Origin of the sequence: Pedobacter sp. KBW01 (assembly GCF_003852395.1) — a bacterium.
Taxonomy (GTDB): Bacteria; Bacteroidota; Bacteroidia; order Sphingobacteriales; family Sphingobacteriaceae; genus Pedobacter.
On sequence record NZ_QAJQ01000021.1, the window covers coordinates 73,535 to 95,143 of the forward strand.

Annotated in this window: 24 protein-coding genes; 11 read left to right on the plus strand and 13 right to left on the minus strand. The window is 38.7% G+C overall.

Annotation, left to right across the window (positions count from 1 at the left end; genetic code table 11):
* Position 1: 1 nt before the first annotated feature.
* The 5 genes from cysS to DBR40_RS20240 all read left to right on the plus strand — a co-directional run bounded on the left by cysS (position 2) and on the right by DBR40_RS20240 (position 5,186).
* The gene (gene cysS, locus DBR40_RS20220; RefSeq protein ID WP_124561562.1) at positions 2-1,462 is read left to right on the plus strand and encodes a cysteine--tRNA ligase; all 1,461 of its coding nucleotides are present in this window, start codon (positions 2-4) and stop codon (positions 1,460-1,462) included.
* A gap of 19 nt (positions 1,463-1,481) precedes the next feature.
* A complete protein-coding gene (locus DBR40_RS20225; protein ID WP_124561563.1) occupies positions 1,482-2,162 on the plus strand; it encodes an aspartate/glutamate racemase family protein in 681 nt (226 codons plus the stop codon).
* A gap of 49 nt (positions 2,163-2,211) precedes the next feature.
* Positions 2,212-3,186: a M28 family peptidase gene (locus DBR40_RS20230; RefSeq protein ID WP_124561564.1), complete on the plus strand. Its 975-nt coding sequence runs from the start codon at positions 2,212-2,214 to the stop codon at positions 3,184-3,186.
* An 86-nt stretch (positions 3,187-3,272) separates the two neighbouring features.
* The gene (locus DBR40_RS20235) at positions 3,273-4,130 is read left to right on the plus strand and encodes a nuclear transport factor 2 family protein (RefSeq protein ID WP_124561565.1); all 858 of its coding nucleotides are present in this window, start codon (positions 3,273-3,275) and stop codon (positions 4,128-4,130) included.
* A 168-nt stretch (positions 4,131-4,298) separates the two neighbouring features.
* On the plus strand, positions 4,299-5,186 hold the full coding sequence (locus DBR40_RS20240) for a glycerophosphodiester phosphodiesterase family protein (protein ID WP_124561566.1): 888 nt from the start codon (positions 4,299-4,301) through the stop codon (positions 5,184-5,186).
* Positions 5,187-5,689: 503 nt separating this feature from the next.
* Here the strand turns inward: DBR40_RS20240 and DBR40_RS20245 are convergent.
* From DBR40_RS20245 to DBR40_RS20285, 9 genes are all read right to left on the minus strand, one after another.
* Positions 5,690-5,881, minus strand: a complete 192-nt coding sequence (locus tag DBR40_RS20245) for a hypothetical protein (protein WP_124561567.1) — start codon at positions 5,879-5,881, stop codon at positions 5,690-5,692.
* Between the two features lie 126 nt (positions 5,882-6,007).
* Entirely contained in the window at positions 6,008-6,529 is a 522-nt protein-coding gene (locus tag DBR40_RS20250; RefSeq protein WP_124561568.1) for a hypothetical protein, read from the minus strand.
* 256 nt (positions 6,530-6,785) lie between these two features.
* Positions 6,786-7,289 (minus strand): hypothetical protein, encoded by a 504-nt coding sequence (locus DBR40_RS20255; RefSeq protein ID WP_233603947.1) that lies wholly within the window; start codon positions 7,287-7,289, stop codon positions 6,786-6,788.
* Positions 7,286-7,873: a class I SAM-dependent methyltransferase gene (locus DBR40_RS20260; RefSeq protein ID WP_124561569.1), complete on the minus strand. Its 588-nt coding sequence runs from the start codon at positions 7,871-7,873 to the stop codon at positions 7,286-7,288. The genes DBR40_RS20255 and DBR40_RS20260 overlap by 4 nt, the downstream gene beginning before the upstream one ends.
* A complete protein-coding gene (locus DBR40_RS26900) occupies positions 7,870-8,364 on the minus strand; it encodes a DinB family protein (protein WP_199748396.1) in 495 nt (164 codons plus the stop codon). Before DBR40_RS26900 ends, DBR40_RS20260 begins: the two co-directional genes overlap by 4 nt.
* Positions 8,365-8,543: 179 nt before the next feature.
* Positions 8,544-9,122, minus strand: coding sequence for a YdeI/OmpD-associated family protein (locus tag DBR40_RS20270; RefSeq protein ID WP_124561570.1), 579 nt, complete (start codon positions 9,120-9,122; stop codon positions 8,544-8,546).
* A 138-nt stretch (positions 9,123-9,260) separates the two neighbouring features.
* Positions 9,261-10,223 (minus strand): AAA family ATPase, encoded by a 963-nt coding sequence (locus DBR40_RS20275; protein ID WP_124561571.1) that lies wholly within the window; start codon positions 10,221-10,223, stop codon positions 9,261-9,263.
* Between the two features lie 5 nt (positions 10,224-10,228).
* Positions 10,229-11,587, minus strand: coding sequence for a peptidylprolyl isomerase (locus DBR40_RS20280; protein WP_124561572.1), 1,359 nt, complete (start codon positions 11,585-11,587; stop codon positions 10,229-10,231).
* Positions 11,588-11,644: 57 nt separating this feature from the next.
* Entirely contained in the window at positions 11,645-12,232 is a 588-nt protein-coding gene (locus DBR40_RS20285; RefSeq protein ID WP_233603948.1) for a hypothetical protein, read from the minus strand.
* A 104-nt stretch (positions 12,233-12,336) separates the two neighbouring features.
* On the opposite strand from DBR40_RS20285, the gene DBR40_RS20290 reads away from it, so the two are divergent.
* Both DBR40_RS20290 and DBR40_RS20295 read left to right on the plus strand, forming a co-directional pair.
* Positions 12,337-12,990, plus strand: a complete 654-nt coding sequence (locus tag DBR40_RS20290; RefSeq protein ID WP_124561573.1) for a hypothetical protein — start codon at positions 12,337-12,339, stop codon at positions 12,988-12,990.
* 126 nt (positions 12,991-13,116) lie between these two features.
* A complete protein-coding gene (locus DBR40_RS20295; protein ID WP_124561574.1) occupies positions 13,117-13,695 on the plus strand; it encodes a non-canonical purine NTP diphosphatase in 579 nt (192 codons plus the stop codon).
* 131 nt (positions 13,696-13,826) lie between these two features.
* On the opposite strand, the gene DBR40_RS20300 is transcribed toward DBR40_RS20295, so the two are convergent.
* The gene (locus DBR40_RS20300; RefSeq protein WP_124561575.1) at positions 13,827-16,214 is read right to left on the minus strand and encodes an OstA-like protein; all 2,388 of its coding nucleotides are present in this window, start codon (positions 16,212-16,214) and stop codon (positions 13,827-13,829) included.
* Positions 16,215-16,279: 65 nt separating this feature from the next.
* On the opposite strand from DBR40_RS20300, the gene tilS reads away from it, so the two are divergent.
* The 4 genes from tilS (at position 16,280) to DBR40_RS20320 (ending at position 20,145) form a co-directional block, all read left to right on the plus strand.
* Entirely contained in the window at positions 16,280-17,611 is a 1,332-nt protein-coding gene (gene tilS, locus DBR40_RS20305) for a tRNA lysidine(34) synthetase TilS (RefSeq protein WP_124561576.1), read from the plus strand.
* Positions 17,612-18,100 carry a hypothetical protein gene (locus DBR40_RS20310; protein WP_124561577.1) on the plus strand — a complete coding sequence of 163 codons (489 nt, stop codon included), beginning with the start codon at positions 17,612-17,614 and terminating at the stop codon, positions 18,098-18,100.
* 228 nt (positions 18,101-18,328) lie between these two features.
* Positions 18,329-19,471, plus strand: coding sequence for an N-acetyl-alpha-D-glucosaminyl L-malate synthase BshA (bshA, locus tag DBR40_RS20315; RefSeq protein WP_124561578.1), 1,143 nt, complete (start codon positions 18,329-18,331; stop codon positions 19,469-19,471).
* Between the two features lie 227 nt (positions 19,472-19,698).
* Complete coding sequence (locus DBR40_RS20320; protein ID WP_124561579.1) at positions 19,699-20,145, plus strand: KTSC domain-containing protein; 447 nt, start codon at positions 19,699-19,701, stop codon at positions 20,143-20,145.
* Between the two features lie 55 nt (positions 20,146-20,200).
* Here DBR40_RS20320 and DBR40_RS20325 read toward each other — a convergent pair whose 3' ends face one another.
* From DBR40_RS20325 to DBR40_RS20335, 3 genes are all read right to left on the minus strand, one after another.
* Positions 20,201-20,389 (minus strand): hypothetical protein, encoded by a 189-nt coding sequence (locus tag DBR40_RS20325; protein ID WP_124561580.1) that lies wholly within the window; start codon positions 20,387-20,389, stop codon positions 20,201-20,203.
* A 79-nt stretch (positions 20,390-20,468) separates the two neighbouring features.
* The gene (locus tag DBR40_RS20330; protein WP_124561581.1) at positions 20,469-20,849 is read right to left on the minus strand and encodes a hypothetical protein; all 381 of its coding nucleotides are present in this window, start codon (positions 20,847-20,849) and stop codon (positions 20,469-20,471) included.
* A gap of 43 nt (positions 20,850-20,892) precedes the next feature.
* The gene (locus tag DBR40_RS20335; RefSeq protein ID WP_124561582.1) at positions 20,893-21,606 is read right to left on the minus strand and encodes a phytanoyl-CoA dioxygenase family protein; all 714 of its coding nucleotides are present in this window, start codon (positions 21,604-21,606) and stop codon (positions 20,893-20,895) included.
* Positions 21,607-21,609 lie beyond the last annotated feature (3 nt).

Consider the following 21,609-nt stretch of genomic DNA (forward strand, 5'->3'; position numbering starts at 1 on the left):
TATGAATACTGGCTTACAGCTTTACAACACGCTTTCGCGCAAAAAGGAAGTTTTTCAACCCTTAAATGCACCCAATGTTGGGATGTATGTTTGTGGTCCTACAGTTTATAGCGATGTGCATTTGGGCAATTGCCGTACTTTTATTTCTTTCGATTTAATTTTCAGGTACCTTAAATACGCCGGATATAAGGTGCGCTATGTACGTAATATTACTGACGCGGGTCACTTAGAGGGCGACAGGGATGAGGGCGACGATAAATTTGCAAAACGTGCCAAGCTGGAGCAATTAGAACCAATGGAAATTGTACAAAAATATACTTTGGGTTTCCACGAGGTATTGCGCATGTTTAACACTTTGCCTCCAAGTATCGAACCAACAGCTACCGGACATATCATTGAACAAATCGAAATGATTAAGGTGATTATTGCCAATGGTTATGGTTATGAAATTGATGGCAACGTATATTTCGATGTAGAAAAATACAGCAAAGAATATAACTATACCATATTAACCAACCGCAACCTCGAAGATATGCTGAACAATACCCGCGAACTGGGTGGTCAGGATGAGAAACGCGGCAGGTTGGATTTTGCACTCTGGATTAAAGCAAAGCCAGAAACCTTAATGCAATGGCAATCGCCATGGGGCATGGGTTTTCCGGGCTGGCATATCGAATGTTCGGCCATGAGTGCTAAATATTTAGGTTCAGAGTTTGATATTCATGGTGGTGGAATGGATTTAGCCGCAACCCATCATACCAACGAAATTGCGCAATCGGAAGCATGCAGCCATAAACAACCTGCACGTTACTGGATGCATACCAATATGCTTACGGTTAATGGTACACGTATGTCTAAATCAGCTGGTAACGGCTTTTTACCTTTAGAGTTATTTACCGGTGCACACCCACTGTTAAAAAAGGGTTATAGTCCAATGACGGTTAAGTTCTTTATGTTGCAGGCACATTACCGCAGTACTTTAGATTTTTCTAACGATGCTTTGGATGCTTCTGAGAAAGGATTTAGACGTTTAATGACGGCGGTTGGCCTTTTAGATAAACTACCTGTATCAGAACAAAACGATTTTGATATCGATGCACTGAAAGAGAAATGCATCCACGCAATGGACGATGATTTTAACAGTCCGATTTTAATTGCTGAATTGTTTGAGGCTGTTCGGATGATTAATACTGTTTACGATGGTAAAGGAAAAATTTCGGCCGAAGCTTTAGCTAAATTAAAACAACTGGTACACGATTTCGTATTCGATATTTTAGGCTTAAAAGATGAAGATGCCGGAAGTAACGACTTAAATGGCGTTTTAGAAATGGTAATTGATTTAAGAACCGAAGCTAAAGCGAATAAAGATTACGCCACTTCCGACCGGATCCGCATTGGATTGCAGGAGTTGGGCATTCAGCTTAAAGACGGTAAAGAAGGAACTACATGGAGTAAGGCTTAAGTCTAAATAACTTTTTATAATGAAAAAGATTGGTTTGGTAGGCGGAATAAGTTGGGTATCAACCATCGATTATTATAAATTTATAAATGAGGGAGTAAATGAACGCCTGGGTGGATTAAATTTTGCCGAGTGTTTAATTTACTCCCTTAATTTTTGCGATGTACAGGATAAAACCTGGGAAGGATCATTTGAATTGCTTTTAAATGCCTGCCAAAGTTTAAAAAACAGTGGGGTAGAAGCCATTGTGTTATGCGCAAATACGGCCCATTTATTTGCCGATGAAATTGAAAACCGTATCGCTGTGCCCATTATTCACATTGGCACTGAAACAGCTAAGGCCATAAATAATGTTGGGATTAGAAAAATTGGCCTTTTGGGTACCATATTTACCATGGAGAAAGATTTTTATATCAAAAAACTCCAAGCTACCGGATTGGACGTTTTGATTCCAAAGCAGCAGGATACCAGAAATTATATACAACATACACTAAAAGAAGAACTGGGCCGAGGATTGATTTTACCACATACCAAAGTGCGGTATGTAGAAATTGTTAATGAATTGGTTGCAGCAGGTGCCGAAGGTATTATTCTGGGCTGTACCGAAATTCCGATGCTTATTAGCCAGGATGATTTTGATATACCAGTATTCGATACCACTAAAATTCACTCAAAAGCGATCGTTGATTATATTGTTTCATAAAATAAACTCTATTTTAGACCAATTGAATCCGTTTTCCGTTAAATTGATCATGAATAAAAAAATATTTATCCTGCCTTTTATCGCCCTTATGGGGGTACAGGCTTGTAGAAATAAGCAAGCTGACACCAGCCAGAGCGAAGAGAAAATAACCCTGGTATCTCCTGATTTTAATGCTGATAGCGCTTATGCCTATACCAAAGCGCAGGTAGACTTTGGTCCGCGTATTCCGGGGACAGATGCCCACCAAAAATGTGCCGATTATCTGGTGGCCAAATTAAAGTCGTTTGGTGCAGATGTGAAGATACTAGGCGAAAAAACAACTACATACGATGGCAAAAGCTTTCAGCTTAAGAACATTGTAGCAGCCTTTAACCCAACACAAAAGAACAGGGTTTTAATTACTGCCCATTGGGATGCCCGTCCTTTTTCAGATCAGGATACCGACCCTGCCAACCATACCAAAGCCTTCGATGCCGCAAACGATGGTGCCAGTGGTGTTGCCGTGATTTTGGAAATGGCTCGCCAAATACAGCAGAAACAACCTAATGTAGGTGTCGATTTTATATTGTGGGATTTAGAAGATTATGGCAAAGCCAATGATGAAACACCTGATGAAACCACCTGGTGCCTGGGCTCACAGTATTGGGCTAAACAGGCTGTAGCCTCTGGTTATAAAGCACTTTATGGTATTAACCTCGATATGGTAGGCGGTGGCAATGCACAGTTTACACAAGATGAAATCTCCCGTCAGGCAGCGCCAGATGTGGCTAATAAAGTATGGGATATTGGCAATGAGATTGGCTACGCCTCTTATTTTACCAAAATTCCAAGCGGTAAACTGGTCGACGATCATTTCTGGATGAACAAAGCTGGTGTTCCCTCTATTGATATTATTCACTATAACGATAACAGTGGCTTTTACATCAACTGGCATACCCAGCTTGATAACTTAGCCAATATTGATAAAAATACTTTAAAAGCTACAGGTCAAACTGTTTTAGAAACCATTTACAGGGAGAAATAAGTCAATAATGTGAAATTGTTGATTACTTTTAAAACCATACCCTAAAGAAAATTTTATATTCGCCAAACTATATTTTTAAACTGATAATGAAACAGATATTTTCAACTGCCATAGCTTCACTTTTAGCACTGAGCACATTTGCTCAAAAAAGTGATGGAACAACCAAGTCTTTAGTAAGTGCTGAGAAAGATTTTGCCAAAGCGGTGGCCAAAAACGGAGATAAAGATGCCTTTCTTGAATACTCGCTGGGCAGTGCTTTGGTGTTTAGACCAAACCCGATTAATGCCAAAACTTTTTATACCAATAAGGCAAACAGTGAAAACGATGTTTCCTGGACTCCCAATTTGGCCAAAGTATCGCGTAGCGGAGATTTAGGTTTCACTACAGGTCCGTATGAAGTTGGTGCTGCCGATAAAAAATACGGTCAATACCTGTCTATCTGGAAATCAGAAAACGGCAAGTGGAAACTGGCTATCGATTTAGGTACAGAAAGCAATAAACCTTTGGCTAAAGTTACGCCACAGTTTGTTGAACCAAAAGACCACGTAGCGCCAAAATTCTTAAATGAAAAAGAAGTTAAGGCCGGCAAAGAAATTATTTTAACTACCGAGAAAACCTTAAATACCTTGTTAAAAACGCATGGTATTGCTGCATTTGGTGGCTTTTTAACTAACGATGCACGTTTACTTTTTCCGGGTAATGAAGCCATTGAAGGAAAAGGTAAAATTGTTGCCTTTTATAACAGCATGGTGAGCAAAATTAGCTTAAAAACAACTGGTGTAGATAAAGCAATTGGTAGTGATTTAGCCTATACTTACGGTGTGGCTACCATTGATTATAAAGCAGACTTAAGAGAAAGCTTTAACTATGTTTTTGTCTACGAAAAAGCTGCAGATGCAAGCTGGAACTTAATTGTACAGGCTTTTGTACCTGCCGAAAGATAAATAGCAAAATGTGAATTAAACAGGGCTCTCCGTAAAAAGAAGCCCTTTTTTTATTTCGGAACTTGTACTTAGCTGCGGTTTTAATCCAGAACTTTAAAAACAAGCCTAATGTTTGGGCTTCAAAGAAAAATACCACAAATAAAATTGTTCATTTTACGTTTAAAATTCATGCATAAAAAAATACTTCTACTCTCTGCTCTCGCTTTGTTATGTTTTAATGTCTCGGCACAGAAACAAAAGTTTGATGTGCAGGGTAAAGCCGGCGCAAGGGGAATTATGCCCGAAAATACCATAGAAGGGATGTTGAAAGCGCTCGATTTAGGTGTTACTACTTTAGAAATGGATGCGGTAATTTCGAAAGATAAAATGGTGGTGCTTTCGCAGGAACCTTATTTTAACAATGAAATTTCTTTACAGCCTAACGGGAAGCCCATTACCCTGAAAGACCAGAAGAAGTTTAACATTTATAAAATGGATTACGAGGAGGTTAAGAAGTTTGATGTCGGAAGTAAGGTGCACGACCGTTTTCCGGGCCAAATGAAATTTAAAGCTTACAAACCACTACTTACTGAAACCATTGATGCAGTGGAGGCTTATGTTAAGGAACATAAACTGGCCAAACCGGTTTACAGTATCGAAACCAAAACCATTAAAAATGGCGACAACGAATTCCATCCCGAACCAGCTGAATTTGTGGATTTGATTATGGAGATTATAAACGCTAAAAAACTAACGAAACGGGTAATTATCGAGTCGTTTGATATGCGCACACTGCAATACCTGCACGAGAAATACCCGAAGGTGCAAACTTCACTGTTGATTGATGAGAAAGAACCTTTCGAATCGTACATTGAAAAATTAGGCTTTAAACCTACCATTTACAGCCCATATTCGGTATTGGTAGGTAAAGGCCTGGTAGATCGCTGCCATGCCATGGGGATCAAAATTATTCCCTGGACCGTGAATACGATTAAGGATGTGAAATACTTTAAAGATTTAGGGGTAGATGGCATTATAACTGATTACCCGAACATTATGGGCCAGCTGGATAAATAGGCGCTGACTTTATATCTTATCTTTAGTTGATCTAAAAGCTTCCGAACAATATGATGTCTCCACCAACCGAATAGGGGAGCATCGTTTTACAAATAGCACTGCTGTAGTATGTTGATCTGCAATTATTGTGGCAACTTTGACGCACATAAGAAAAACGATCACAACTTTGTGTCCGTTTTTTTTGTGACAAATTTTTTAGGCACAAAAATATTGTCACAAAAGTTTTAAATGGTTAAAATAAAATATTAATAAGGCATTTATCCTATCGCTTAGTGTCTTCATCGACCGAAATAAGGGAGTATCGTTTTGCAGATAGCGCTACGTTAGTCTGTGGCTGTCGGTGAAGATGCCGACAGCTAGCTTAAGTTTATCCTATCGGTTGGTGTCCTCGCCAACCGAAACAAGTAATGGCCAAGCCTTTGGTACAGATACCAATTAGCATAAAAAAGACACAAAAAAAGCGCTGTAACTCAGCGCTTTTTTTGTGTTTATACTAGCAATGCCTAGTGGTGCGATTCAGTAGCTTCTGAGTGATGCACTTCAGTTTTTTCGTGCGAAGTACCTTCTTCTGCATGGTGGAAAATTGGTCTTGTGAAAGCCACAAGCAAGATTAAAACAATAATCCAGGCAGTTAATGGTAATGCCCAAATGCCTTTAGTTTGCTGAACTGGTGCGTGTGAATCGTGAGCTGACATATCGAAATATTTTGATTTTAAAAATTTATGCTTTGTAATTATGCAGTAAAGATAATAACAAAATTAAAATAAAAAGATTAAAAGCTGATTTGTATCGCCAAAAGGAAGAAGGATAAAGGCTTGCCTTTATCCCTGTAAATCATAAATCATTGCTTTGATACTGTTCATTTTATTTTTAATACGATCCTGATGTTCCTGCAATGCACTCTGTTTATCCTGAACAGCATTAAACAGCTCGGCTTTTTTGAAATAATTGGCTGCCCCTGCAAAATTTTGCTGCTGCTCGGCATGCAGACCCAAATTTTCGTAGATATGCGCTTCGCACACACCTGCAACAGTTAAGGCTTTATCTGCAATCTGCTTAGCCAGCTTATGCATTTTCAACGTAATAACCAGGTTTAAATAGGGCTCATAAACTTCAGGAAAATCAGCATCCAGTTCGATACAGCGCTTGTAATAATAACCCGCAGTTTTATAATCTTTAAAACGGTAGTGGTATAAATTTCCAAGCTGAAAATAACCTCTGGCGTAATCCGGATCAAAAGCAATAAGTTCGGTAAAATACTGAAGTGCTTTGGGCAGCTCGCCCCAGTTCAATTCTTCAATAGCCTGCAGATATTTTTCATCTGCAGTGGTATAAATGTCCATAACGGATATAAATAATTTTGATAAGCGCTTATGGCTTAGCAAAGGGTAATTAAAAAAGATTTGTTAAATGTAGATTTTATGGGTTGGCCCCTTAAACCTTAAGGATTGGAAAGGAAATTTACCTCAATACCCCAACCCTTTAAGCCACAAGACTGGCTAAAGTTTATTTGTTGGATATTTATTTGACGTAGCATTGCTGTGAAATTTGACGCAAATATATTTATTTCCAGCTAATTGCAAATATTAAATTAAAATTTTAATGGTTTACGTGCGCTAAATAAACAATACAATAACTGAGTAAACACACGACACTATTGAAATTGAAAGCATTAAATACGTTTTCCAGGCTGGCTTTTGTATGTGTTATTTTTAAAGCCAAAAGCCAGAAGAACAACGAAACCGTTATATCCAGTATATCGAAACGGCCATTGGTAATGTGAAGTAGTTGAAATAATTCGAGCCCTATAGCGAATACCGGCGGGATTAAAGAACAGTCGATTTGTCTGTTAAAAAGTTTAATGTAAAAGCCTTTTGAAGTTAGGGTAATGCAGAACACCCAAAGCCCTTCGGGTAAAGAATAAATAATGTATTTGTTTAATGGTAAGCTACTGGTAATGATATACTTTAAGTCTTCGTAAGTTTTTAAAGAACTCAGCTGGATGAAAATCTGGTTAACCAGTGTTTTATCTGTTCGGTAAAACAGGTAGATAAATAAACTGATTACTAACGCCGGGGCAATATACCAATAGTGTTTTTTCAAGATTTGACGAGCATTAAGATTTTAAAATAAGCACATGGTTTTAAGGCAATTTCTTTTTTGGGTTTAAACCGTTCAATAGCTTTAATATTGTTGATGTAAAATAAAGATTTCAATTGAAATAAGCCAGTGCATAAGTTAAAAGACCGGTCAACGTATTTTAACCAGTTATTTGGGGTAAAATGGTTTAATATCAATAATTTACCCCCTGTTTTTAATACCCTATGGCATTGCAATATGAGTTTCTCGGGGTGCTGGGCTACAGCAATTACGTGCGACAGTACAACATAATCAAAGCTATCTGCTTCAAAGGCCAGCTCTTCGCCATTCATCTGGAAAAGTTCAATATTGCCGGCCGCATGCTTTTTAGCTATGTTGAGCATAGCCGAAGAAATTTCTATTCCGGTAATTTGATGCTTTTGGTAAAGGTGGAAATGTGAGCCGTTACCTACACCAATTTCGAGCAGCTTTCCGTGGGGTAACTGATTAATTTCTTGGAAAAACTTTTTCTTTTGCGGTTTAAGAAAAATATCTACCAATGGATAGAAAAAAGCAAAACGATTATAAAAATTGGTTAGTGCACTCAATTTAATTCAGATTTAAATTTAACCAAAACGTTTTCAATTTGTCGCCTATGCCTTAATATATGAACAATGGCATGCTCCAATATTTGTTCAACATCGTATTCCTGTCCCCAGCGGGTATGTATTTTTTTGTCGGAGTTAAATTCTTCTAAAGTGATAGCGGGTTGCTCTGTGAATAGCGCTTCATTGTAGGCAAAAGCTTCATTCAGCCTGGAAATGTAGGGGCTAATTGTGTTAAACGATAGTCTTTCGGGCCTTTCTGTTTTAAGGCCAATAGCGTTTTCGATGTACACCGCATAACTAAAAATAGCAGCAGTTACATGGGTTAAAATGGTTTGGATAGAAATGCAATCGGTGTTGGTACTTTTCGGTTCGATGGTTTTTAGCAATTGCTCATTAGTGACAGGACTTATCACCATAATCAGTTCATCTATTGCTTTTTTATATTCAGCTAAGAGGGCAGCTTTTGCACCGGTAAGTTTTTGGTCAGGCATCGTTATCACAAATATAATTGTTTGCAACTACTTTCAACTCGTACAGGAAATGTAATGTGCTGGTCTGGATTTGCAATCCAGATCTGGGGTATTGTGGATTTTTAATCCACCTAAATAAATTAAGAAATGCTTATTAAGCAGTCGGGATTACAAATCCCGACTAACAGTTAAACTAAAAATTAAAACTGCTTAGGCTTTTTGTTTTGGCTGGCCAGCTCAACCAGTTCGGCAATTCTTTTTTGCCTGGTTTCGGACCGTTTGGCAAAAGTAATCCATTGTAGCATGGCTTTGCGTACCGATTTACTTAAGCCCATGAAAAATGCTTTTGAGTCTGCTGTACTTTCCAATGCTGTTGCTAAATCGGAAGGTATAACGAGTTCTTCCACTTCATCTAAAATGATCCATGAGCCGTTTTCTTTTGCACGATTGATACATTCGAGCCCGGCCTGCGCCATTAAGCCTGCAGCGGTTAACTGCTCGACCTTGGCCTTGTTAATTTTCGACCAGCCACTATTGGGTTTTCGCCTGCTAAAGAACTGAGTGAAACTTTCTTCATCAATTGTTTTTCTAATGCTGTCAATCCAGCCAAAGCAAAGGGCTTCTTCTACAGCATCACTCCAGGATAGGGTTGGTTTGTTTGCTTTGGCCTTGTAGCAAACCAGCCAAACCGATTGTTTGGTATCATGGTTTTTCAACAGCCATTCGCGCCAGGCTTTGCGGCCCGTAGGACAAAAAGTTTCAGTTGTTTTCTCAGCCATAGTTGTTTAAGCGTTAGGTTTTATTGAGCAAAATGTTTTGATCATATTGCTAAACAAACATCAACCTTTTAGTTTAAAAAGAAAAATCCCGCAGTCAGTTTTATCTAACTACGGGATTTTTTATCGGATATAACTTCTTTACAACAAATCTTTAATAATTTTTTCGATCGATAAGCCCTCAGCCTCTGCGCGATAATTACGTACAATACGGTGGCGAAGAATGGGTTCGGCAACAGCTTTAACATCTTCAATATCGGGCGAGTATTTGCCTGTTACTGCAGCATGGCATTTTGCACCGAGAACAAGAAATTGCGAAGCCCGTGGACCAGCACCCCAGCTGATGTATTTGTTTACTGCTTCGGTTGCAAACTCGGTATTCGGACGTGTTTTTGCCGCCAGTTTAACCGCATATTCTAAAACATTATCGGTAACCGGAATATCGCGGATTAACTTTTGGAAATACTGGATATCATCGGCATGGATGATTTTTTGCAGCTGTACAGTTTTGTTGCTGGTCGTATTTTTTACGATGTTTAACTCATCTGCAAAGGCAGGGTAGTTTAACTGGATGTTGAACATGAAACGGTCTAACTGCGCTTCGGGCAGTGGATAAGTTCCTTCCTGTTCAATCGGGTTTTGCGTAGCCAAAACGAAAAACGGTTTGGGTAGGCTATGGGTTTGGCCTGCTGCCGTAACCGATTTTTCCTGCATGGCCTCTAATAAAGCGGCCTGCGTTTTTGGTGGTGTACGGTTAATTTCATCGGCCAGGATAATATTAGAAAAGACAGGCCCTTTTATAAACTTAAAGTGCCTGTCCTCGCCTAAAATCTCTGCGCCAATAATATCGCTTGGCATTAAATCGGGGGTAAACTGAATGCGGTTAAAACCGAGGTCTAAAACCGAAGCTACAGTTTGAACAAGTAAAGTTTTAGCTAATCCGGGTACGCCAACCAACAAACAGTGTCCGTTGCTAAAAATGGCGATTAAAACAGATTTTATGATGTCATCCTGTCCAACAACTACCTTGCTTATTTCGGCTTTAATGTTATTGAAAGATTGATGAAGCGCATCAACAGCTTCTACTTCGTTCTTGTACTGCATTGGTATTATTTTGCGGCTGTGGTTTTAGTCCAGATTTTTAATTCATCGCAGGTATTGAACTCGTCGTCTATTTTAATGTAAGTACTTTCGCGACGTTTCTCAAACCATTCGCTTAAAGTACGATTAATTTTATCACTTTGTGCAGCATCTCTGATTTTTGAGAAATCCTGTAGCATGTTGGCTTTGTGCGGTGGTATTTTAGCTTTTAAGTATAAAATGCGGTAACCTTGTTTTCCATCAGCAGCTGTAAATAAATCAGGCTTAGAAATGCCACCAACTTTCATGCTATCGATTACTAAAAATACCGATGGATCCAATTTATCAACCGGAATTAAGGTACTTCTTGCCTGAACATTCTCAGCATTAAGCATCATACCACCATTGTATTTGGTTTCTTTATTATCTGAATACAGGTTTGCAGCAGCAGCAAAACTTAGTTTTTTGCCAATGATGTTGTTGTAAATACTATCGGCATGTAATTTTAAACGGGTTAAACTTTCGGGTGTGGTTTTAGGCATAATTAAAATGTGCCTAACGTGTACCTGCTCACCTCTACGTTCTAATACCTGTAAAAAGTGGAAACCATAATCGGTTTCGAACACTGGTGAAATTTCGCCAGCTTTTAGTTTAAATGCCCAGGCGGTAAACTCTTTTACCATGGTATTTCTGTCGATAAAACCATAATCACCACCATCGGCCGCTGAGCCCGGATCTTCTGAATAAGTTTTGGCCAAAACACCCATGTCCTCGCCACTCTTAACCCTTAACCTTAAAGCTTCAATTTTATCGCGGAATTTTTGTTTTTCGGCACGGGTTAACTGAGGGTTTAACACCACCTCTCCAACTTCTACTTCTGTGTTAAATTCAGGGATACTATCGCCCAACGATTTGAAATACTTTTCAACTTCCATTGGGGTAACGTTAATGTTCTCTGTAATTTTTTGCTGCATTTTTTGTGCAATCAGCTCATCTTTTACTGATGGACGGATCTCATCTTTGTACTGAAGTACAGATTTGTTCAAAAACTGCTCTAAACGTTCTTGCCCACCAGCACGTTGCATGCTGAAACGCATACGCTTGTTTACCTCATCATCAACAGCGCCATCTTCAACCATTACCGAATCGATTTCGGCTTGTTGTTTCAGTAGCTTTTGGGTAAGAGTTTGTTGCAAAATTTTACACTTAATGGTTTCATTAGGAGGGTTTCCCTGATAAAGATATTGGGTGTATTGTTGATTTAAATCTGACAGCAGGATAATATTACCTCCTACAACAGCAGCAACTTTATCTACAGTGTGCTTTTGCGCATAACTGTTTAAAAACAGGCCCATTAAAGCGGTTGCTACTAAAAAAACTTTTTTCATTCTATTGTTTATATTTTGCGAATTTAATACTTATTGGTTACTAAAAAAATGGCTTAATTATAGCTTGGCCAGCTTTTTTAGTTCACTTTCGTTAATTTTAGTCTGGTATTTTTGTTTAAGGCCAATCAACCATTTTTCTTCCAGACTTTGTTGGTAGTCGGCAATTACATCGCCTCTAGCCTCGCTCAATGGTTTATTGTAATTTTGTTTGTTTTTACTGTAAAACTCGTTTATTGCCTGCTCATCTTCCTGTGCCTTGTTCCAGATTTTTTGTTCAGAAACATTAAACATCAAAACACCTTCGCGGTATTCGTTCAATAAAAAATCATGGTCTTTGCTGCTGGTACCCGGTTTTTTATGGGTAGTTAGGGCTTCTTCATAATTTTTGATCTCTTCCTGGTAGCCAGGGGTTTTATCAAGCCCCATTTCGCGGGCATCTAAAACCTTAAGCTTAAAATTTATATAAAGGTTTAAATAAGCCTGTAGAGTATCGAACGAAACGCTGATATTTCCATTATGGCTTTTTTTGTACGCCCACATAAACTCTTTGGTACTTACTGGTTTGCCGTTAACTACAGCCACGTTTTGTGCAAACGAAATGCTATAAATAAAGCTAAAAACAAATAGGCAAAAAGCTTTTCTCACGTAGAGCAGTCTATAAATTTTAAGGGATAAAAGTAACAATTAGCGTCGCTATTATAAGATATTTAACTAATTTTAACAGAAATTATTATCCGGCAAAAATACGAATGGAAAACCAGCTTACCAACAATGCGAATGCTTTACGCTTATTTTTTACCGATGAGGTTTTTCTGGTAAAAGATGAAAGTATAGAAATTCAGCCTTTGCGTAATACTGAGCCTGTTTTTGTAGCCGAAAAGGTGGTTGCCGAAGTAGAAAAAGAATCGGTTTTAAAGACAGAAGTAACGCAAATTCCAGGTATTAAAGCGCCCGAAATACCAAAAATTTACCCTCAGGCTCCTGAAATTACGCATGTTGCGGCCGAGCCTGCACCCGAAAAAACCTTTAAATTTTTAGGCAGTAATAAAAAATCGGTACTGATTCTGGTTAATGATGAAAGTAACGATGTGAGCACCGAACAGGGCCGCGAACTCTTGCGCAAAATTGTTAAAGCTGTAGATCTCGGTACACCAGATTTTGCCATCCTGAATTATTCCAAATACCAGGGCACCGGCTTTGCCGAACTTTACCAGTTTTTTAAGCCGGTTACGATGCTTTCGTTCGGGGTAGAAATTGCACATTTGAAATTAGATTTGGTTTGGCAAAACGAAATTATTGTCCACGGTACAACCCGCATCATTTTTGCCCCTAACCTGCATCATTTAGATAGCGATTTAACCGCAAAGAAATTGCTTTGGGGCAACCTGCAGAAAATTAAATAGAGGCTTAGTATTGTCGAATCAACTAGTTTTAGAATCAAGTATTTAGTACCAGATATCAAGATGTGGGATTTTAAATTTAGCAACGGGTGCTTAAGCCTTACACCCTAAACCTTTACCTCTTTTAAAATGAAAAAACTTGTTTTCGCAACCAACAATCAACATAAAACCGAAGAAATACGTTTGGCCCTGGCAGGCAGGTACGAGGTGTTAAACCTCGAAGATATTGGCTGCTTAACCGATATTCCGGAAACTGCGGATACTTTTGAAGGTAATGCCACTTTAAAAAGCAGTTATGTGGTTGAGCATTTTAACCTGGATTGTTTTGCCGATGACAGCGGTTTGGAAGTAGAAGCACTTAATAACGAGCCCGGCGTGTATTCTGCAAGGTACTCAGGGAGCCGAGATAGTTTAGAAAACATAGAACTTGTTTTAAAGAAACTTGAAGGAAAAGAAAACAGAAAAGCCAGGTTTAAAACGGTTATTTCTTTAATGCAGGGTGGAAAGAACCATATTTTTGAAGGGCTAATTGAAGGTACAATCAGAAGGGAATTATCGGGTTCGAAAGGTTTTGGCTACGATCCTATATTTCAGCCCAATGGTTATAATATTACTTTTGCTGAAATGGATATGGCCGAAAAGAATAAAATTAGCCACAGGGCCATTGCACTGAAAAAAATGATGGCTTTTTTGAAAGGGGAGTTATAGGTTCTTGCTAGTTTTTAATAAAGGAATCGTCATTTCGAGCGCAGTGTAACGTAGTCGAGAAATCTATTTACGCACATTTATTATAGATTTCTCCATTCCGCTACGCTTCAGTTGAAATGACGGTTACACTTTTAGAAGTTACTTGCCGCCCTCTTAACCACCGTAGAATCTTTTTTCCTCTGAGTCGAATCCTTTTTAGGTAAAATAGGCTTAATACCAAAGTTGGCTGTATCTGCAGGTTTAGTTGCCGGCAGTTTTTTATTCAGGTTTAGGCTATCTTTTACCACTGTTGTTTTTGGTTGCGCAACAATTGGTGTTGTTGTGGTTTTACCTGCAGCAGTTACTCCTTTGGTATTTACAGGTGCTTTGCCCGAAGGAGTTTTGCCCGCTACTGCCTTCGGTTTAATTTTAACCTTTGGCTTTCCGGCAGAACCAATAGCATCTTTTTTCGATTTAGGCCTTTCGGTAGGTTTCCATGAAAAGCCCTTTAAAACATGGTCTTTTGCAATTTGATTTTCGGGATTTAATGCACCCTCAACCCCTTTGATATAAACAATGTCTTCGATGGCATTTTCTTTATTCTTAAAAATAAATTTAATCCGACTACTCAGGGTCTGGTTCATTTCTTTATAAACCTTCGTGCTATCATCCTGGGTGTAATAAATACTTTCGGCATTACCATCCACATACAGGTTTTTGAGTTTGCCATCATGAAAAAAACCGGTCATCAGTCTGCCTTTTATCTGGTTAAACCTTAACGAATCTTTAGGTGTATTTACCAGAAAAGCATTTCTGAAAGCTTTTAAGTTGTTTAACTTTTTATTCTTAAACTGTACATAAATCGTATCACCTACCTGCTGTGAGCCTTCCGACCAGATGATCGGGTTACTGTAGCAACGTAGGGTAGAATCGGCACTGGTGTAAAAAAGACTGTCGGTTTTAGCCTGAATATTGGTTTTATATACCTTTACGCCGTGGTAGGCCTTAATAATACGGGCCTGTACAGTATCGGCAGGGCTAAACTTAGCGGTATCGTTCTTCAAGGCACCGGGTTTTAAATTGCCTATGGCTTTGGTTAAACTATCCTTAACTCCGGGTTTTAGTACTTTTTTACTTAAACTATCTATCTGGCTTTTACCAGTGGTTTTTACCAACGCATCTGCTTTGGTTATTATTTTTTTCTGGATACTATCTGTTTTAATTGCAGGTAGTTTTTTAATTATCGAATCAGCCTTGGCCTTTAAAACATTGTTCTTTTTCAGGCTATCAGTTAGAAGTGTAGGCAAAGTTTTTCCAGCCGAGTCTACCTTGGATTTTAAGCTATCAATGTTTTTATCTTTCGGCAGTTCTGTTGGATCAGTGGTATTGGTGTCGCCTTTACCTTTCTTTTTCTTATCTGCTTTGTTATTCCTTAAATTACGTTTACTGCGGTCTTCTTTTTGTGATGGTTCACTTTCTGGTTTGTACTTGGCTTCGCCACTGCCTTTTTTTGCAGCGCCTTCTTCATCGTCCTCTCCAACCTGGTTATCGGCTTTGATCGAAATTTTAGGAATTAATTTTAGCGTTTTTTGCAATACCATCTGTGTTTCGAGGGTATCGGCACCCATCCACAAACTATCAGGGCGCTTTTTATTTTTCACCATAATCGAATCTTCGGTGCCAATGCCCAGATAAGCGTTTCGGGTAACCAGGGTTCTTTGGTCGACCTTGTAATAGTAACCCAAATCACCAAACATTTTCATTTTATCCTTGGTATCAGAAAAAACAATGTTTTTAACCGCTTTACCAATTCCTTTTTTGCCGTAATAATACAAACTATCACCTTTTAACGATCGGGTGCCCTGGGTGTAAAGATTTTTCTTCCCGAAAAAGGCATCTTCGGTCATGGTGTTATACTGGCCGTTTTCCGTGTAGAGATTGTCGTCTTTTCCTTTAATGTTTGTCGGGCCGTAAAAGAAAGTCCATTTGCTTTGCGTATTGTAGCTCATGGTATCCGATTTGATGGTCGATTGCGGCGTAACCACCACTACATCATATCGGAAGTAAGCGTCGTTCGAATTGCTGAAATAATAACCATTTTTACTGGTGAGGGTTACATCTTTGTTTACAATTTTACCGCCGCTGGTATATGTGCCTATTTTGCTCAGTGTATTGTAATCTAAAATATTGGTGGTTAAGATCGAAGTAGGATCGATCATTTTTACATTTCCGGTTAAGTGGGCATGTTTTTTATTTCCATCGTATTCCAGCTGATCGGAATAAATATCGGTTGTAAGCTGGTTGATGTGTACGTTTTTGTATGCCTCAAAATAGTTGCGCTCACTGTAAAAAACGGCGCTATCGCAGCTTAATGTTGCGTTGTCTTGCTGAAAAACAGGGTTGCGAAGATAGGTAGCATTGTTTTTCCTGTCGCCGTTTACTTTTGTAAAGGAGATGATTTTAATTTTCGACGCGGTTTGCTGACCGAATAAAAATGCCGGACTGATTAAAAGGAATAAAAAGACAAATAGTTTTTGCACACTACAAAGTTAGTTTTTTGTTCCGAACGTTCGGAATACCAGTTAAAATTAAATATTTTTGGTGGATGTTACCCTTACAGCAATTTCGCGATTTTATTGAACAGCACCAGCTGTTTACCGGGTGTAACCGTATTCTTTTGGCAGTAAGCGGCGGTAAGGATTCTGTACTGATGTTACATTTGTTTAAGGCAATAGGCGTAGATATTGGTGTAGCACACTGTAACTTTAATTTAAGGGCCGATGAGGCGCAGCGCGATGAACATTTTGTAGCGCTCCTGGCCAGTAATTTAGGGTTACCTTTTTATGTAACGCATTTTGAGACCAAAAAATATGCTGCCGAGCATAAAATTTCGACACAAATGGCTGCACGCGAGTTGCGTTATAACTGGTTCGAAGAAATAAGGGGCCAGGAAGGTTACGATTACATTGCTTTGGCCCAGCACCAAAATGATGCAGTTGAAACGGTATTGATTAATCTGGTACGTGGCACCGGAATTAGCGGTTTACACGGTATTTTGCCTAAGCGCGATAAATTAATCAGGCCATTGTTGTTTTTGACCCGACAGCAGGTTAATGAAATAGTAGAAAATAACAACATCGCTTTCGTTGAAGACAGTTCGAACCTGAGTACACATTACACCCGTAATAAATTGCGGTTACAGGTGGTGCCGCATTTACAGGAAATAAATCCACATCTGGAAAAAACCTTTGCCGAAAACATGGAGCGCTTTGCGGAAATTGAAATCTTTTTAACCCTGGAGGTTCAGAAGTTACAGGCAACGCTTTTAGAAAAACGTGCTGACGGGATTTATATCGCCTTAAACGAGATTGCGAAGTTAAATCCGCAGAAACTATTGTTGTACGAACTGTTAAGACCTTTTGGTTTTGGTGAAAATGTAGTGCAGGAAATTCTGGATAGCCTGAAAGCATTAAGCGGAACGCATTTTTTTAGTGCCAGCCACCAGGCCATTATCAACAGGGACGATCTGGTTATTGTAGAAAAAGATGTCGCCGTAATAACGAATCAGTTTATACATCCCGATACTGCCAGCATTGAGTTTGCGAATGATGAAATTACTATGGCTTTTAGTGCTGAGGTAAAGTTTGATGTGGATGCGAACAAAGCTTTTGTAAATGCCGATAAACTGATTTATCCTTTGGTGTTGAGGAAATGGCAGAATGGCGATAAATTTATCCCGCTGGGGATGCGCAACCCTAAAAAAGTGAGCGATTATTTTATTGACGAAAAAGTGCCCTTGCATTTAAAAAATACAACGCCGATATTGGTAAATGGAAATGGTGAAATTGTTTGGATTGTGGGTATGCGACAGGATAACCGATATAAATTAACCACCACAACCAAAAAAGTTGCTATATTCGAACTCAAAATAAAATAAGTGGAAAGCAAATACGCCTATATCGAAAAACAATACATTGGCCGTGATTATGTACGCATTTTCATCAGGCTTATTATGGCTGCTTTCTGTTTCGCTGCCTACGTTTACGAGCGCGACCGCGACAACACTCAAGACTTGTTTCTGGTGGTAGGCTTCGGGATTATTGGCGTTTCAATGCTTTTACTTTTTTTAATCCAGTATAAAATTATCGTCGACAATGGCAGTCTGATTTTAGACGGGCTATGGACAACCAAACGCGTGAAAATTGACTTGAACAGTATTGTAGATGTGCGTAAAGCCGTTTACAGCCGCTATTTTTTTAATAACCCTGTTTATAATCTGCATACTAAGGGTACCATTCGTTTTTATTCATCGGGTAAAGATGCAGTGGTATTAACAGATCGCGACGGGTTGGAATATTTTATTGGTACACAAAGGCCTAACGAACTTTTACTGGTAATAAAAGAGGAAGTGCGTAACCTTAAATAATTTCATTCCTAATACGCGGTCTACTTGTATTCTTACCACGTTTTTTGCTGTTTAGTCTGCTTTAAAAAGAGCTATTACCCCCCGCGCTTCTAAATAAAAATACTGTTGTTATTGTTACATGAATAAACAGGGAAACAACACAGAAATGTCACTATTTTTATTGCAATAAACCGACATGCATTATAGCGTAAAATCGGCTACATTTGCGGTAACAACAATACATTTACGATGAAGATAGGAATTGTTTGCTACCCCACTTTTGGCGGTAGTGGAGTAGTTGCAACAGAACTTGGTAAAGCACTTGCTAACGAGGGCCACCAGGTTCACTTTATTACTTATAGTCAGCCGGCCAGGCTCGATTTCTTTTCAGCTAATTTGTTTTATCATGAGGTTTCGGTAAGGGATTACCCACTTTTCGATTATGCGCCTTACGAATCGGCACTTGCCAGTAAACTGGTAGATGTCGTGCGTTTCGAACAATTGGATGTATTACACGTTCATTATGCTATTCCGCACGCTTCGGCAGCTTTTATGGCCAAACAGATTTTGGCTAGCTACGGCATCCAGATTCCGGTGGTAACTACTTTACATGGTACCGATATTACACTGGTTGGTAAAGATCCGACTTATAAGCCTGTGGTAACTTTTTCGATTAACCAAAGTGATGGTGTAACTACCGTTTCTGACGATTTGAGAAAAGATACTTACAACCATTTCGAAATTACCAAGGATATTAAAGTAATACCCAATTTTATCGATTTCAGCCGCTTTAGCCTACAAGCTAAAGATCACTTTAAGAAAGCCATTGCTCCCAATAACGAACGTATTTTAATCCATACTTCCAATTTCCGTAAGGTGAAGCGTACGGGCGATGTAATTCGCATTTTTGAAAAAGTACAGGCGGTAATTCCATCTAAGCTGTTAATGGTTGGCGACGGGCCTGAGCGTGTTTACAATGAACAGCTTTGCAGATCATTAAATATTTGCGAAAATGTAAGGTTTTTAGGTAAGCAGGATGCGGTAGAGGAAATTTTATCAGTTTCAGATCTTTTCTTAATGCCTTCAGAATCCGAAAGTTTCGGTTTGGCGGCATTGGAGGCTATGGCCTGTAAAGTGCCGGTAATTACCACCAATGCCGGTGGTTTGCCAGAGTTAAATGTAGACGGCTTTTGTGGCTACATGAGTGATGTTGGTGATGTAGATGACATGGCGGCACATGCAATAGAAATTTTAAAGGACGATGAAACCCTAAAACGCTTTAAAGAGAATGCATTTACACGTGCGCAGGATTTCGACCTTAAAAAAATCCTGCCCTCATACATCAGTTTTTATAAAGAAGTAATTGAGTCATCTTTGCAAGCCAAGTATTAATTTTTTTGAATTGCAGGATCTATTAAAGACCATCTGATTTATTTCAGATGGCTTTTTTATTTAGAATCTTCAACTGTTTGAGGTTATTGGCTTGAAAGGTGTTTTAAATATGTTACTGTTAAATTGATGTTACCGGAATAAAAAGTTTAAACAGCTTGTGAAAGAAATACTTATCAAAACAAAACTTTCTCAAAATCAAATCATTATAAATCGTACCTTTGCGGCAAATGAAGAAAATAGTAGATTACAGAAAGCTGTTGAATGTAGATAAAACAGCTGAGCTTGCGGCGCTTAAGTCGGTTTACCGTACCATGATGAAAGAGTGTCACCCTGATAAATTTCAGGTGGAAGAAGAGAAACTGGCTGCGGAAGCAAGAAGTAAAGAAATTATCGAAGCTTATCATTTCTTAGTGAGTATTGCTCCTGAAACACGCGAACAAAATATCGAAACTTATACTGAAACGATTACTAATTCTAATATTTTAGATTTCGAATACAAACAATCGGTTTTAAATATCCAGTTTTTTGATGGTAGCGCTTACGAATATTTCGATGTGCCGAGAGCGATTTATATCAAATTGGTAAATGCCGATTCACCAGGGCGTTTTGCCCGTCGCCATATCTGTAATTCTTATCCATACCGTAATGTAGCTAAGGTGGCTGAGCCTGCTTAACGTTGGTTAGTTTAAAATATTTGTAGAAGCGGCCCAATTTAATCGGGCCGCTTTTTTATTGCCTAAAATCAGAAAGCACAAGCTTTTCCGGTTCTTCGGTTTCTTTTAGCTCAGTTTTTATTTCGATTTGGTTTTCTCTTCTGTTAGTGGGTGGGATGGGTATGCCACCACCAATTCCTATTGATGCCAGAAAGATTAGGAATACCAAACCAATGAGCCTCCCTGTTTTTTTGAAGCCTTTCATTTAGTGTAAGATTAAACCTGAAGCTTAGTTAAAAGCCTTGGCTATTTGGGAATTAGAATAACTTAATGCAGATGTAATTTTATCCGACTGGGTTATTGTTTTCCGCTTCGCTATGGTAATTAGGTGTGCGTTTTTGAATTAAAAAGATTGGATTGGTGAAATTAGCACAGAACAATTTTTTGAGTAGACTTAGTCTTAGCCTTACTGTTCTGCTAAATTCGACTTCAATAGCGGCTTGATTAAGCTGAGGCTTTACGCTTATTGGCTTAAATGTAAGCTTTACTGCTTGCTGCAGGTTATTGAGCTTAACCCATTCCGTTTGAAAAATGGGATTTGACGGTGTTTTTTTTGCATTGACGCCGTAATTTGAAAAAGTCAAAAGGCTGAAAAATAGTGCCAACACCATTAGCCAATTGGCATGATTCTTTTTGTAATATGTTGATTTAGCGCTGCTCGTCACACACAAAGTTAAGCTTATTGTGCTGTAAAAAGCAAATTGTTAATTAGTCGATATTTAGCTGTTCTGACCATTTTAGTTCTTTTGGTAGAATTTGATTACTGAATTCTAAATGGATTACCCTTCTCTTCTTGTTGTTGGTTGTTCGGTTCGAGCCATGTAAAAGCAAAGGTTTCATCATCATAATACCACCACATTTTACATTGCAGCTTACTTCTGTTTCAATAGCCCAGTCAACATTTTCGGGACGGTAAATTCCTTTACTGTGCGAATCAGGAATTACTTTTAATGCTCCGTTTTCTTTATTTGTGTCATCCAGATGAATGCGGATTGTAAAACTATTTTCAAGGATGTTCAACGGTGGTTGAACAGCGAATTGATTGCGCTTATTAGTGTAAGGGCCGAATCCGGCTATCTCAACTTTTTGATCTACAGAGATCGTTAAATCCTGATGATAGGCAACAAACCAATTTGAGTTTTCGGGTTTGTCGAAATAGATCGATTTGACCAGAAAATAGTCATGACCGAAAAGCTCATGGATTACATTTTTTAAGGCAGGTGTAAAAATTAGGTCTTTTACGTCCGGAATTTCCTTTAAAAACTGTCTGATGGCAAAAAGATCTTCTGATTTTCGGAAATTTGAGCGATCGGCATTGGCCGCATCGATAGTTCTTGCAATTTTGTTTGTTTCTTCAGCACTGTAAATGCCGTTTATCACAGTAAAACCTGTGCTGTTAATTTCTTTCTGGTGTTTTTTCAAATC

Coding starts and splice junctions, on each gene's coding strand:
- DBR40_RS20240 (WP_124561566.1), top strand. CDS start 4,299: ATGCATAAAAAAATACTTCTACTCTCTGCTCTCGCTTTGTTATGTTTT.
- DBR40_RS20295 (WP_124561574.1), top strand. CDS start 13,117: ATGAAAAAACTTGTTTTCGCAACCAACAATCAACATAAAACCGAAGAA.
- DBR40_RS20245 (WP_124561567.1), bottom strand. CDS start 5,881: ATGTCAGCTCACGATTCACACGCACCAGTTCAGCAAACTAAAGGCATT.
- DBR40_RS20235 (WP_124561565.1), top strand. CDS start 3,273: ATGAAACAGATATTTTCAACTGCCATAGCTTCACTTTTAGCACTGAGC.
- DBR40_RS26900 (WP_199748396.1), bottom strand. CDS start 8,364: ATGCCTGACCAAAAACTTACCGGTGCAAAAGCTGCCCTCTTAGCTGAA.
- DBR40_RS20275 (WP_124561571.1), bottom strand. CDS start 10,223: ATGCAGTACAAGAACGAAGTAGAAGCTGTTGATGCGCTTCATCAATCT.
- DBR40_RS20250 (WP_124561568.1), bottom strand. CDS start 6,529: ATGGACATTTATACCACTGCAGATGAAAAATATCTGCAGGCTATTGAA.
- DBR40_RS20280 (WP_124561572.1), bottom strand. CDS start 11,587: ATGAAAAAAGTTTTTTTAGTAGCAACCGCTTTAATGGGCCTGTTTTTA.
- DBR40_RS20290 (WP_124561573.1), top strand. CDS start 12,337: ATGGAAAACCAGCTTACCAACAATGCGAATGCTTTACGCTTATTTTTT.
- cysS (WP_124561562.1), top strand. CDS start 2: ATGAATACTGGCTTACAGCTTTACAACACGCTTTCGCGCAAAAAGGAA.
- DBR40_RS20230 (WP_124561564.1), top strand. CDS start 2,212: ATGAATAAAAAAATATTTATCCTGCCTTTTATCGCCCTTATGGGGGTA.
- DBR40_RS20325 (WP_124561580.1), bottom strand. CDS start 20,389: ATGAAAGGCTTCAAAAAAACAGGGAGGCTCATTGGTTTGGTATTCCTA.
- DBR40_RS20270 (WP_124561570.1), bottom strand. CDS start 9,122: ATGGCTGAGAAAACAACTGAAACTTTTTGTCCTACGGGCCGCAAAGCC.
- bshA (WP_124561578.1), top strand. CDS start 18,329: ATGAAGATAGGAATTGTTTGCTACCCCACTTTTGGCGGTAGTGGAGTA.
- DBR40_RS20320 (WP_124561579.1), top strand. CDS start 19,699: ATGAAGAAAATAGTAGATTACAGAAAGCTGTTGAATGTAGATAAAACA.
- DBR40_RS20225 (WP_124561563.1), top strand. CDS start 1,482: ATGAAAAAGATTGGTTTGGTAGGCGGAATAAGTTGGGTATCAACCATC.
- tilS (WP_124561576.1), top strand. CDS start 16,280: ATGTTACCCTTACAGCAATTTCGCGATTTTATTGAACAGCACCAGCTG.